The organism is Aurantimicrobium sp. INA4 (assembly GCF_027924525.1).
Classification (GTDB): domain Bacteria; phylum Actinomycetota; class Actinomycetes; order Actinomycetales; family Microbacteriaceae; genus Aurantimicrobium.
Genome location: NZ_AP027040.1, coordinates 1,367,775 through 1,380,961 on the forward strand (window position 1 = coordinate 1,367,775; position 13,187 = coordinate 1,380,961).

The following is a 13,187-nucleotide window of genomic DNA, read 5'->3' on the forward strand; positions in this document are numbered from 1 at the left end:
TTTATTCCTAGCTCTTTACGTAGGGCTTCCCCGCTGCTGCGGGTCCGCGGACGCGACCAACAAAGCCGGCAACAGCAAAGATGGTGACGACATATGGCAACATCAACATGAACTCACTGGGCACAGGTGAGCCGATGATAGATAGAACGTTTTGCAGATTGCTCGCAAAACCAAACAGCAACGCGGCCAGGGTTGCTCGGATGGGATCCCAGCGACCAAAAATCACCGCGGCAAGGGCTATAAATCCAGCTCCCGCGGTCATTTCTTTTTGGAATGCACCGACAGAACCGAGCGTAAAGTAAGCCCCGCCGATTCCGGCGATTGCACCAGCGAGTGCCACGTTCCAGAATCTCGTCGCGGCAACGTTAATTCCAACTGTGTCCGCAGCCATGGGATGTTCACCCACTGAACGCAAGCGTAGCCCCCACTTGGTTTTGAAAAGGGCATAGGCAACAATCGCAACAATCACATACATCAGATAGACAATGACTGTTTGTCTAAAAAGCACCGGCCCAATAATGGGGATTTGGCTGAGAAGGGGAATTTCGATGCGATCAAAACGGGGAGGAGAGTTCAATGCTGGAGTGTTTGCGCTCAGGACCTGCGAATACAAAAAGCTTGTAAGGCCGAGCACGAGAACATTAAGAACAACACCAACAATGACTTGATCGACCAAATATTTGACTGAGAAAGTTGCCAAGACAAACGAAACGAGCATTCCGGCAACCATTGCTGAAGCCAAACCAAGGTAAGGCGATCCAGTCAGGGTAGCTACCATCGCCGAAACAAAAGCACCAGCCAAGAGCTGTCCTTCAATTGCAATGTTGATGACGCCAACGCGCTCGGAGATAATTCCACCAAGTGCTCCAAAAATCAGTGGAATACTCAGACCAAGTGTCCCTAGAAGAAGACCTGGGATGAGGATTGATCCATCTGCACCGGCCCAGGTGAGGAAGCCCACCATAAAGAAAAAACCGAATGCACTTATCATCCACACTGGGGATGACTTTCCTCTTCGAGAAAAGAAGAAGCTGACCATGGTGATGACAAACAGCACAGCGGTCACAACTATTCCGGTTGCCAGAGCCGGCAAATCAATAGAGGGAAGTTGAATGAAATCTGACTCTGTTGAAAGACGGAAATTTGTACTTGCCCCAGTATTGAAAAGGATGAAAATGAGAAAGGAGACAGCAGTAAACGCGGCAAAAGCAATGGGTGCTTTCCAACTACGCAACACCACTGTGTTTGCAGTCTCATTGTTAAGTGTGAGGCTCTGACTCATCGTGCCACCGCCTTAACTCGGGGGCGTCGCAACGATACAGGCTTAGGTTCGCCAGCAGGGACCGGAAGCCTAAACATTGCTCGGATGAGGGGCGGAGCTGCAATGAACAACACAATAAGTGACTGAACAACCAGAACAATATCGATGGGAATTCCTTCAGCAGCTTGCATGGCAAAACCACCCGCTTTGAATGCGCCAAAAAGAATACCGGCGAAGAAAACTCCCCACGGCCGAGCGCGTCCTAGAAGCGCAACGGTTATTGCGTCGAAGCCGATACCAGCATCAATACCGGAACTAAAGCCGGAAGGAACAACTCCCAGCACTTGGATCACACCCGCAACAGCGATAAGTCCACCTGAGAACAGCATCGCGTAGATGTACATCCGATCAACGCGAATACCTGCAACTCGTGCTGCGTTAGGGTTCTCTCCAACTGCACGGAATTGAAATCCCAGGCTAGAACGTGACAATAGCCACCAAACGAACACAGTGAGCAGGACGACGAGGAGGAATCCTGAATTGAGGTTATAGCTGGGCCCGAGCAATTTAGGAAGAACAGCGGTTTCGAGGATGGGCGCAGTCTTGGGGTTATTTGAACCAGGTGCTTGCAAGAATCCTTGAGTTCTCAGCATCCAAGAAACTAGGTAGAAAGCAATGTAATTGAGCATGATGGTCACGATGACCTCATGCGCTCCGGTGCGGGCCTTGAGTACACCCACGATTCCTGCCCACAGAGCTCCACCAATAATTCCGGCAACAATGGCAACAATAAGGTGAATAACAGGGGGCAGTTGCCACGTGAATCCGACATACCCCGCACAGGCCGCAGCAATGAGCATCTGACCTCGACCACCAATGTTGAATAAACCAACTCGGAAAGCTAGGGCAACACCTAGTCCGGCAATAATCAATGGGGTCGCAAAGGTGAGCGTTTCCGTCAGAGGCTTAATTCCTGTGGCGAAAGCTGGTCGACGGAAGTTATACACAGAGCCTTGAAAGAGTGACGAGTATGCTCCGAAGACAGAATCCCAGATTGCTTGGAATGTGGACATTGGGCGAGCGAGGAAATAAGTCGTCGCTTTGTGAACCTGAGGATCGGTTACTGCGATCAGTATTGCGCCTACGATGAGAGCACTGATGACAGACAATATGGAAATCACAACACTGCCACCGAGCATTTCTTTCAATGCAATATTCCAACGCGAAGGTGGCGCAATTTCCCCTTCAGGTGTGAGTCCTGTTTCGGTTGTGTTTTTGCTCATGCTGCAACTCCAGAAGGTGCTTCGCCTGCCATCATCAAACCTAGAGTTGCTCGAGGCGTGTCTGAAGGAACGATTCCCACAATCTTTCCCTTGTACATCACTGCGATTCTGTCTGCGAGTGCAACAACTTCATCCAACTCGCTCGACACGACCAGCACAGGTATACCGCTGTCGCGGGTCTCTACGATTCGCTTATGCACAAACTCAATTGAGCCCACATCGATTCCGCGAGTTGGTTGAGCTGCAACGAAGAGGCTTAAGTCGCGACTAAGCTCTCTGGCCAACACAATTTTTTGTTGATTACCACCAGACAATTGTGATGCTTTTGACGTTATCCCTTGAGAGCGAACGTCGAATTCAGCTGACGTTTGGGTTGCGAATTCAGAAAGAGTTTTGAGTTGGAGTGCACCTGCTCGGACGAATGGGGCACCATGTGCTCGATCAAGCATGAGATTCTCTGCAATTGTAAAACTACCCACCAGGCCGTCTTGGGTTCTGTCTTCGGGGACAAAGCCAACTCCCGCATCAAGGATGTGACGAACTGATTTCCCAAGTAGTTGCTCTCCGTTAAGCGTGATGGAACCAGTGACGTGCTGTGCTAGCCCCAAGATAGCCTCTGTCAATTCTGTTTGACCGTTTCCTTGGACCCCTGCAATACACACAATCTCGCCAGCCTTAATTGTGAAACTGACGTTATCCACGACGGGAATTCCATTGGTATCAATGACAGACAAAGATTCAACGACGAGGGCATTAGGGCCGAGTTGTGGTTCTTCCTTATCTACAGTGAGTTGAACCGCGCGACCTACCATCATTTCTGCGAGTTCTGTGTTTGAGGCAGTTGGTGACGCTTCTCCCACAACTTTCCCGAGACGAATCACGGTAATCTCATCGGCAACCTCGCGAACTTCTCTGAGTTTGTGGGTGATGAAAATAATGGCAGTTCCCGCATCACGAAGTTGCTTCATGATTTCCATCAACTCGTCTGTCTCTTGCGGAGTGAGGACTGCTGTGGGCTCGTCAAAAATCAATACTTGTGCATCACGAGACAACGCCTTGATAATTTCTACACGCTGTTGCACACCAACTGGTAGATCGCCAACCATCGCGTCTGGGTCAATATCGAATCCAAAGCGGGCACTGACATCAAGCACCAACTTTCGGGCCGCATCAATATCTAGGCGCCCACCCCTCTTAGTCTCTTCATGGCCCAGCATTACGTTCTCCGCCACCGTAAAGACTGGAATAAGCATGAAGTGCTGATGCACCATTCCAATTCCAGCTGCCATGGCATCACCGGGTCCGGAGAATTGCTGAACGACATCGTCCAGAAGAATCTCTCCCTCGTCTGCTTGATAGAGACCAAACAAGACGTTCATCAGTGTCGACTTACCAGCACCATTTTCTCCGACGAGCGCATGAATTTTGCCAGGCATAGCCACAAGGTTGATGTGGTCGTTGGCCGTCAACTGACCAAAACGCTTAGTGATATTGCGCAGTTCGAGCTTCATTGATCTCACAACTTCAAGGGGGGAAAGTAAACAATTTGAGTCTAATCAATGCGATGGAAAGGCCCATCACGTAAAAGTTTGGGGAGGCAACCGCCGAAGCGGGCCTCCCCAAACGAGTGTTCTATTACTTAGGCGAAGAAGGTGAAACTACCTGGATAGAACCATCGTTGATGCCCTTAGTAATGGCATCCAACTGGCTCTGGAGGTCAGGGTTTACCTTCGATGCGTAGTCGTGGAATGGTGCTAGACCTACACCGCCGTTAGCGAGTGTTCCCACGAAAGGAGTGTTGTCGAACTTGCCGTTTGCAGCTGCGAGAGTTACATCAGCAACACCAACACCAACCTGCTTGAGAACAGAGGTCAAGAACATGCTCTTGATTTCTGGTGCAGTGAGGTAAGCGTCGGAGTCAACACCAATCAGAGGAATGTCCTTGCCGGAGTCCTTGATTGCTTCAGCAGCGCTGAGGAAGATAGGACCACCAACGGGGAAGATGACGTCAGCGTTCTGGTCGATGAGACCCTGAGCTGCAGTCTTTGCTTCAACGCCAGCTGCGAATCCACCAGTGAAAGAACCGGTTTGAGATGCGACATCCCAACCAACGACCTTGACGTTAGCGCCGTTTTCCTGGTTGTAGTATGCAACACCATCAGCAAAACCATCCATGAAGATGGTTACTGGTGGAATCTGCATACCACCGAAAGTACCGACTACACCTGTGGTGCTGTAGCTAGCTGCGGTGTAACCAGCAAGGAACGCTGCCTGAGCAGTGTCGAAAACGATGGGCTTCACGTTGTCAGCAACAATGCTGCTGTCGTCAACGATGGCGAAGTTCACATCGGGGTTAGCTGCTGCTGCTTCTTTAGTAGCGTCTGCAAGCAAGAAACCAACGGTTGTGATCAAGGTGCAACCTTGGTCTACGAGGCTCTGAATGTTTGGTGCGAAGTCAGTCTCTGCAGCTGACTCGACGGTGATGGGGGTTACACCCAATTCGTCAGAAGCTGCAGTGAGTCCTTCAAAACCAGACTGGTTGAACGACTTGTCGTCGAATCCACCTGAGTCAGAAACCATGCAAGGAAGGGCGAGGCTGCCGCCGTCGGCTGCTTCGTCTGCGGGTGCGCTGGCACAACCAGCCAACAGGGCAACAACACCAAGAGCTGCAACGCTGCTGATGGCTACCTTACGAGAAAAAATTCCCAATGTGTCCTCCAAATACGAGTCCTCATACCAACCGCATGAGGTAGAGACTACGTTACTGGAAACAACGAAATTCGCTATCAATCCAGTTCTTTAGGCCGGATACGTTACACAAAAGAAATATTGGGATACGGAATCAGTCGTTTAGGGCCAAACAAACAACGAATTCCTTAGTTTATTTCTTTCCCTTTTCTAGAGCGGCAGCTTTGAGGTCACCCATGAGCACGGCAGCTCCACCCTCAACTATGCCTTGAGCTGCATACTGCTCGAGGCGTTCACGCGAGTCAGCAATGTCGAGGTTACGCATGGTTAGTTGACCAATGCGGTCTTCAGGACCGAAAGCAGCATCTTCAACGCGTTCCATCGAGAGCTTGTCGGGGTGGTAGCTCAGTGCAGGACCAGTGGTGTTGAGAATGGTGTAATCGTCTCCGCGGCGCAAGCGCAAAGTCACTTCACCGGTGACGGCAGAGCCAACCCAGCGAACAATTGACTCACGCAGCATGAGTGCTTGAGGGTCAAACCAGCGACCCTCGTACATCAGGCGACCTAGGCGGCGACCCTCAGCTGCATAGTTCGCAAGGGTGTCCTCGTTGTGAATGGCATTGAGCAGCCGTTCGTAAACGATGTGCAACAGAGCCATTCCTGGAGCTTCATAAATCCCGCGGCTCTTTGCCTCAATGATGCGGTTTTCAACCTGATCAGAAACACCCAAGCCGTGGCGACCACCAATAGCGTTAGCTTCAAGTACAAGAGCAACAGGGTCGTCATAACGCTTGCCGTTGATGGAGACGGGGCGGCCTGCTTCAAAAGCAACCGTGACTTCTTCAGTCTTGACCTCAACGTCATCACGCCACGCAGCAACACCCATGATGGGTTCGACGAGGTCGAGACCCTGGTCAAGGTGTTCCAACAGCTTCGCTTCGTGGGAAGCACCCCAGATATTGGCGTCTGTGGAGTATGCCTTTTCTTTGGAGGCGTGGTAGGGAAGATCGCGGGCAAGAAGCCATTCGCTCATCTCGTGACGGCCACCGAGCTCGTTGACGAAATCTGCGTCAAGCCATGGCTTGTAGATACGAAGTGAAGGGTTTGCCATGAGGCCGTAGCGGTAGAAACGCTCAATATCGTTGCCCTTATAAGTGGAACCGTCACCCCAAATATCAACGCCGTCTTCGTGCATTGCGCGAACGAGCATGGTACCGGTGACCGCGCGACCAAGCGGTGTGGTGTTGAAGTAGGTCTTTCCAGCAGTACGTATGTGGAATGCGCCACACTGCAAAGCAACGAGACCTTCTTCAACCAGTGGTCCACGGCAGTCGATGAGGCGAGCAATCTCTGCACCGTATTCGAGTGCGCGGCCGGGGACACTATCGATGTCGGGTTCGTCATACTGACCAAGATTGGCGGTATAGGTGCAAGGAATAGCACCCTTTTCGCGCATCCACGCTACAGCGACAGAGGTATCAAGACCTCCTGAGAAAGCAATACCGACGCGCTCACCAACGGGCAAAGAAGAAAGAACCTTAGACATGCCTCAATTCTAGTTGGGGGTGAACTGGCCGAAGATTCTCCCCTAACATGAGCTACACCCCTCTCTCTTTCAAGGACCGCTGATGCTCCCCACTTCGTTACCTGCCCCACGACTCATTGATCCCAACTCTGTGCCTTCACTGCGGTGGGGAATTATTGGCCCTGGTGGTATTGCGGCAACTTTTGCTGACTCCGTTCACAAACACACTGCGCAACGGATTGTTGCCGTGGCCTCTCAAACCCCCGGAAAAGCAGAAGCCTTTGCTACACCTCGAGGAATTCCTTACGCACTGACCTCCTATCAGGAACTTGTCTCTCACCCTGAGGTGGATGTGGTTTATGTCGCGACCACACACGAATTCCATAAGGAGCATGCACTCCTTGCTATTGCCGCAGGCAAGCATGTCTTAGTTGAGAAGCCACTTGCCACCAACCCCATCGATGCGCAAGAGATCCTGGATGCTGCCCGCAGTGCCGGGGTCCTCGCGATGGAAGCAATGTGGACGAGATACATTCCACAATCCGATGTCATGCGTCAACTTCTCAGCGATGGTGTCCTCGGCGAGATTCGATGTGTTCTCTCTGACTTCGGTCAAGACCTCCGACATGTTCCCCGTTTGATGGATCCTGTTTCTGGGGGTGGATTGTTGGATTTGGGAATCTACAACTTCGCATTCACTTCATTTGTTTTGGGGGAAGCATCCAAGGTTGCAACCGTCGGTTCACTCACCTCAACTGGTGTGGACGAAACGACCACTTCATTCTTGAGCTATGCCTCTGGTGCTCAGGCGGTGGCGACGGTCACTATGGCCGCATTCACACCAACCGCTGCGTCTATTTCGGGCACTGAAGGAAGGCTCAACGTTCACGAGCCTTTCTTCACGCCAAGTGGCTTGACCCTTTTTGCTTCAGAGTTCAACCCGATCCCCATTGCTACCTGGCGTGATGAAACAGGTGTTCCAGCTCATGAAGGGTTGAGCTATCAGGCCACCGGTTTGGCGTCCTTCGTCGATCAAGGGTTGACAGACTCTCCTCTTCGCCCACTGCATGAGGCAGTGAGCGATATCGGATTGATCCTCCAGGCCCGCCATCAGGTTGGTGCATACCTGACCGGAGAGAAGTAACCTCCGGTTACTTCCCGCGAGCGGGGAAGAGCTGAGTCACAGCAGGCTCAGCCAAGAGTGGAGCAATAGGCAATCCAGCTGCACCAATCATGAGAAGGTTTGGCCCAAGTTCTGCCGTCTTCACCAACAACCTGTCTTGAGGGGCAGTAAGTGTGCTCCAGCGGAAACGACTGAGCAGTCTGTCGCGATCATAAGAATGCAGCACAACTAGATAACCCGCGATCAGCACAATCTCAGGATTGAAGATGTTCACGTAGTTGCCAATTGCGATAGCTAGGGCGTCAATTTGTGATTCAAGAAGTTTTTGAACTTTTGAACTGACCGGTTTAGAAAGTACCTCTTCTAGTTCAGCATCATCAGCGCTTTCAATCTTGAGAGCTGCCAGCAAATCTTCACGACGAACCAGTGACTCGAGTGTTCCCTGCAAACCTGAATAATCTTCACGCGGCGAATCCGAGATGCGCACGTGGCCAAGCTCACCTGCATAACCCGCAGCACCACGGAGAAGAATTCCGCCATGGATCACACCGCCGCCGATGCCACCTGAACCACCAAAGAGATACACAATTTCGCTAAAGCCTCTACCAGCACCGAGGTCACGCTCAGCAATAGAACCCAAACTCGCGTCATTATCAATGAAGACTGGAAGACCCGTTTGCTGGTGCAGCATGCGAGCAAAAGGAACCTCAACCCAATTCAGATGCGGAGCTAACCGAACTACCCCATCCTCAACTCGGATCTGACCAGGGATCGCAACACCAATTCCTGCTATGCGAAAAGTGGCCGGCATCTTTGTTCGAAGTTCAGAAATGAGCTTGGTGGCTATTTCTACAGATTCATTTGGGCTGGGAACTTCAGGGTGAGTGTGCCGAACCTTATCAATCACTTTTCCGGACAATGTCACTACCCCCACAGTGGTGGCGTCGGTATCTGGATTGACAGCAAAAACTACTACCTCGTCAGAAAAAGAAACCATCAACGAAGGTCGCCCAACGCCTTGGGTGACATTTGCTTCTGACTCAATAATGAGTCCGAGCTCTTGCAGTTCGGTTACCAGGTCAGAAATAGTCGATCGGTTTAGTCCCGTCCTTTGGGTCAGCGCTGATCGAGACATGGTGCCAAATTGTCGCAGCAATCTCAGAATTGCCGACAAATTATGTTGGCGAACTTGTTCACGGTTACTGCCGACGGTTGACGCGCCACTTCTGGCTTTTGCCTCGGGAGGTGTCATTGGAATTTTCTCTCTGTGTGAACGCTGTCAAACATATTCTTACCTCTAAACAACAAATTAATACAGTTATGAATTAATGAGTTGACAAGTATTACTTGTACGGGTCTATATTGTTCCCTAAGGCAACAAATACACAAGACCCCCAAAGGACAAATCGACAATGTCGTCACTCACCCCCACACGCGAAGACAAATTCTCATTCGGCCTCTGGACCATTGGCTGGGCAGCTCAAGATCAGTTCGGTGGACCAACACGTGAACACCTGGATGTTGTTGAAGCAGTTGAGAAGCTCGCCGAACTCGGGGCTTACGGCCTCACGTTCCACGACGACGACCTCTTCCCTTTTGGCAGCAATGACGCGGAGCGACAAAAGCAGATTGATCGCCTCAAGCAAGCCCTAGCTGACACAGGCCTGATCATTCCGATGATCACCACCAACCTCTTTAGCCACCCCGTTTTCAAAGATGGTGGTTTCACCAGCAATGACCGGGGTGTGCGCCGCTTTGCTCTGCGTAAGGCACTGCGTAACCTCGACCTTGCTGCCGAAATGGGCGCTAAGACCTTCGTCATGTGGGGTGGTCGCGAAGGGGGCGAGTACGACAGCGCCAAAGACATTCAGGGCGCACTCCAGCGTTACCGCGAGGGCGTCAACCTGATGACCTCCTATGTCAAAGACAAGGGCTATGACATTCGCTTTGCGATTGAGCCCAAGCCCAACGAGCCACGTGGAGACATTCTTCTGCCTACCGTCGGTCACGCTATGGCTTTCATTAACACGCTCGAGCACCCTGACCTCGTCGGCCTCAACCCTGAAGTTGGCCACGAACAAATGGCGGGGCTGAACTTCACTGCGGGTATTGCCCAAGCCATTGAACACGGCAAGCTGTACCACATCGATCTCAACGGCCAGAAGGGTGTCAAGTTTGACCAGGACCTCGTCTTTGGTCATGGAGACATTCTTAATGCTTTCTCTTTGGTTGACCTGCTCGAATTCGGTGGCCCCAACGGTGGACGTGCCTATGACGGTCCCCGTCACTTTGACTACAAGCCCAGCCGCACCGAGGACTTCACAGGTGTCTGGGACTCAGCAGCTGCAAATATGCGCATGTATCTTTTGCTCAAGGAACGCGCTGCCGCTTTCCGTGCAGACCCAGAAGTCAAGGCTGCATTAGAAGCTTCACGTGTGGCTGAAATTCACACCACCACACTTGCTCCTGGTGAGACTTACCAGGATCTCTTAGCGGACACCGCTTCTTACGAAAACTTCGATGCTGATTCCTACTTCAACGGACGCGGCTTCGGTTTCGTCAAGCTCAACCAGTTAGCTATTGAACACCTTATGGGTGCTCGATAACCCATGGCTTTAGTAGCTGGAGTTGATTCATCAACTCAGAGTTGCAAAGTCGTCATTCTTGACGCCCAAACCGGAGAGTTAGTCCGGCAGGGTCGAGCAAGCCACCCGAATGGTACCGAGGTTAATCCCTCCTGCTGGTGGGAAGCACTCCAGACGGCAATAGGGGATGCTGGCGGCATTGACGATGTTGACGCGATATCTATTGGTGGCCAGCAACACGGCATGGTTGTCCTTGATGAAGAGGGCCGAGTCATCAGGGATGCTTTGTTGTGGAACGACACGCGAAGTGCCCAGGAAGCAGATGAGCTCATCGCCCACTTCGGCGCCGAGAACCTTGCAGCACGAACAGGATCTGTTCCTGTTGCATCGTTCACCTCAACCAAACTGTTGTGGCTTCGCAAAAATGAGCCAGAAAAAGCAGCTCGAGTTGCTGCCGTGGCGTTGCCGCACGACTGGTTGACATGGAGACTTGCAGGTTTCGGGCCCGCCGGGGAAAGTGAAAAGGGCCCCGTCCTTGAAGCGTTAGCCACCGACCGTTCAGACGCCAGTGGCACCGGGTATTTCAATCCAGCGACCAATGAGTATCTCGAGGATGTGCTGACCTTTGCCCTTGGTCACATCCCCATCCTTCCCCGAATTGTGTTTCCCGGTGAACCTGCGGGAGAAACATCCAGTGGGGCCACGATTGCCTGCGGTGCTGGAGATAATGCTGCAGCTGCGTTTGGCATAGGTGCAACCGAAGGTGATGTCGTTGTTTCACTCGGGACAAGCGGAACAGTGTTCTCCGTCTCGCGATCTTCAACCCAAGACACCTCAGGAACCATCGCTGGCTTTGCCAGTGCTTCTGGCACGTTTTTGCCATTGGTTTGCACGCTCAATGCCGCACGGGTCATTGACTCCTTTGCAGGTCTTCTCTCTGTCTCCCACGAAGAACTAGGTTCCCTCGCCCTAGAAGCAGAAGCGGGCGCTGGCGGAATTGTTCTGGTTCCTTACTTTGAAGGTGAACGTACTCCTAACCTGCCTCATGCCACAGCTGAAATTGTTGGTCTGACCTTGGCAAACAATTCCCGTCAGAACATTGCCCGAGCCGCAATCGAGGGAATGCTGTGTGGTTTGAATGCAGGTCTAGATGCGCTTGTCGAAGCAGGTGTTGAATGCACCCGGATTTTTCTGGTTGGTGGCGCAGCAGCTAATCCTGCTGTGCAGGAGATCGCCGCAGAGGTTTTTGGTGTTCCAATTGTTGTCCCGCAGCCAGGAGAATATGTCGCTACGGGTGCCGCACGACAGGCTGCCGAATTGCTCCTGGGAACCGCACCGACATGGGAGAAAAGCACTTTAGCCACTCTTTCGCGCGGACGAAGGGTTGACGTCATCGACACCTACCGCAGAGCAGCTAATTTTGCTGTAAAACGTTAAACCTCCTATTTAGTGTTTTAAACAACAAAATAAGTACTTTCCCTGTTTTGTTACCAGTTTGTAACCAAATCAGGTTGTTATTTATTTGTTGGATAGGGCAACATATAGGCAGGGCTCACCGTCGAGCCCGACTCGAAGTTAACTTCGAGAAACCAAGAGAAAATTGAAGGGAGAGAAATGAAGAAGTCTTCATTGATCTCAATCGCAGCTCTAGCAGCTGTGTCCGCACTTGCCCTCTCGGGTTGTGCCGGTGCATCTAACGATGCAGCTGCAAGCACTCGTGCTTGTGTAATCCTCCCCGACACCGAGTCTTCGCCTCGTTGGGAAGCTGGCGACAAGCCTGCTCTCGAAAAGGCACTGGCTGACGCTGGTTACGAAACTGACATCCAGAACGCTCAGGGTGACACCGCTAAGTACGCAACCATTGCTGACCAGATGCTCTCTAAGGGCTGTGGTGTAATGATCCTCACCGACCACCAGGGTGCTGCTATCCAGGTAGCTGAAAAGGCAAAGGCTGCTGGTGTTCCAGTTATCGCTTACGACCGCCCACTTGCTGGTGCTGACTACTACGTTTCGTTCGACAACGAGACTGTTGGTGGCATCCAGGGTGAGTGCATCGTTGACGGTCTGACCGCTGCTGGCAAGGACCCAGCTGCTGCATCAGTTGTTTACGTTGGTGGAGACCCTGCTGACGGTAACGCAAAGATGTTCTACGACGGTGCTGTTGCTGTCATGTCAAAGGCTGGCATCAAGCCTGCTGCTGAAACCCCCGGTACCTGGGATGGAACCAAGGCTGGAACCGCATTCGAGCAGGCTTACACCTCTCTCGGCGGTAACGTTGACGCTGTTTGGGTAGCAAACGACACCAACGCAGCTGCAGTTATCACCATCCTTGACAAGAACGGTAAGACTGTTCCTGTTTCGGGTCAGGACGCATCTGTAGCTGGTCTTCAGAACGTTCTTCTCGGCAAGCAGACCTGCACGGTCTACAAGCCATTCTCTGTAGAAGCAGCTGCAGCTTCCGACCTGGCTATCCAGATCCTCGGTGGCAAGACTCCTTCTGTAGACAAGAAGCTCGCTGATGGAACTCCTTTCATCGCAGTTACCCCCATCAAGGTCGGTCCTGAACAGGTCATCGACGTTGTATCCGCTGGTGACGCATCTGCTAAGGACCTCTGCACCGCAGAGCTCAAGGCAGCATGTGAGAAGTACGGCGTAAAGTAATACCCCTATAGATAAGACTTTGCGCCGGTCTTCCCGGCCGGCGCAAAGTCTTTATCTTGTT

The 13,187-nt window shown here is 52.0% G+C and carries 10 protein-coding genes; 4 read left to right on the forward strand and 6 right to left on the reverse strand.

All coding sequences use genetic code 11. From position 1 onward, the window contains the following. Nucleotides 1-7: 7 nt before the first annotated feature. The 5 genes from AINA4_RS06735 to argG form a co-directional block, all read right to left on the reverse strand. Nucleotides 8-1,282: an ABC transporter permease gene (locus AINA4_RS06735; RefSeq protein ID WP_281786675.1), complete on the reverse strand. Its 1,275-nt coding sequence runs from the start codon at nt 1,280-1,282 to the stop codon at nt 8-10. Next, complete coding sequence (locus AINA4_RS06740; RefSeq protein ID WP_281786676.1) at nt 1,279-2,544, reverse strand: ABC transporter permease; 1,266 nt, start codon at nt 2,542-2,544, stop codon at nt 1,279-1,281. Before AINA4_RS06740 ends, AINA4_RS06735 begins: the two co-directional genes overlap by 4 nt. After that, nucleotides 2,541-4,055 carry an ABC transporter ATP-binding protein gene (locus tag AINA4_RS06745; protein WP_281786677.1) on the reverse strand — a complete coding sequence of 505 codons (1,515 nt, stop codon included), beginning with the start codon at nt 4,053-4,055 and terminating at the stop codon, nt 2,541-2,543. The genes AINA4_RS06740 and AINA4_RS06745 overlap by 4 nt, the downstream gene beginning before the upstream one ends. Before the next feature lie 124 nt (nt 4,056-4,179). Further along, nucleotides 4,180-5,253 carry a BMP family ABC transporter substrate-binding protein gene (locus AINA4_RS06750; protein ID WP_281786678.1) on the reverse strand — a complete coding sequence of 358 codons (1,074 nt, stop codon included), beginning with the start codon at nt 5,251-5,253 and terminating at the stop codon, nt 4,180-4,182. 172 nt (nt 5,254-5,425) lie between these two features. Further along, the gene (argG, locus tag AINA4_RS06755) at nt 5,426-6,778 is read right to left on the reverse strand and encodes an argininosuccinate synthase (protein WP_281786679.1); all 1,353 of its coding nucleotides are present in this window, start codon (nt 6,776-6,778) and stop codon (nt 5,426-5,428) included. Nucleotides 6,779-6,860: 82 nt separating this feature from the next. Between argG and AINA4_RS06760 the strand changes: the two genes are divergently transcribed. After that, on the forward strand, nt 6,861-7,901 hold the full coding sequence (locus AINA4_RS06760; RefSeq protein WP_281786680.1) for a Gfo/Idh/MocA family oxidoreductase: 1,041 nt from the start codon (nt 6,861-6,863) through the stop codon (nt 7,899-7,901). A gap of 7 nt (nt 7,902-7,908) precedes the next feature. Here the strand turns inward: AINA4_RS06760 and AINA4_RS06765 are convergent, their stop codons facing one another. Beyond that, on the reverse strand, nt 7,909-9,132 hold the full coding sequence (locus tag AINA4_RS06765) for an ROK family transcriptional regulator (protein ID WP_281786681.1): 1,224 nt from the start codon (nt 9,130-9,132) through the stop codon (nt 7,909-7,911). 160 nt (nt 9,133-9,292) lie between these two features. On the opposite strand from AINA4_RS06765, the gene xylA reads away from it, so the two are divergent. The 3 genes from xylA to AINA4_RS06780 all read left to right on the forward strand — a co-directional run bounded on the left by xylA (nt 9,293) and on the right by AINA4_RS06780 (nt 13,126). Continuing rightward, the gene (gene xylA, locus AINA4_RS06770) at nt 9,293-10,486 is read left to right on the forward strand and encodes a xylose isomerase (protein ID WP_281786682.1); all 1,194 of its coding nucleotides are present in this window, start codon (nt 9,293-9,295) and stop codon (nt 10,484-10,486) included. 3 nt (nt 10,487-10,489) lie between these two features. Continuing rightward, a complete protein-coding gene (xylB, locus tag AINA4_RS06775; RefSeq protein WP_281786683.1) occupies nt 10,490-11,902 on the forward strand; it encodes a xylulokinase in 1,413 nt (470 codons plus the stop codon). 177 nt (nt 11,903-12,079) lie between these two features. Then, a complete protein-coding gene (locus AINA4_RS06780) occupies nt 12,080-13,126 on the forward strand; it encodes a substrate-binding domain-containing protein (RefSeq protein ID WP_281786684.1) in 1,047 nt (348 codons plus the stop codon). The last annotated feature ends 61 nt before the right edge of the window (nt 13,127-13,187 follow it).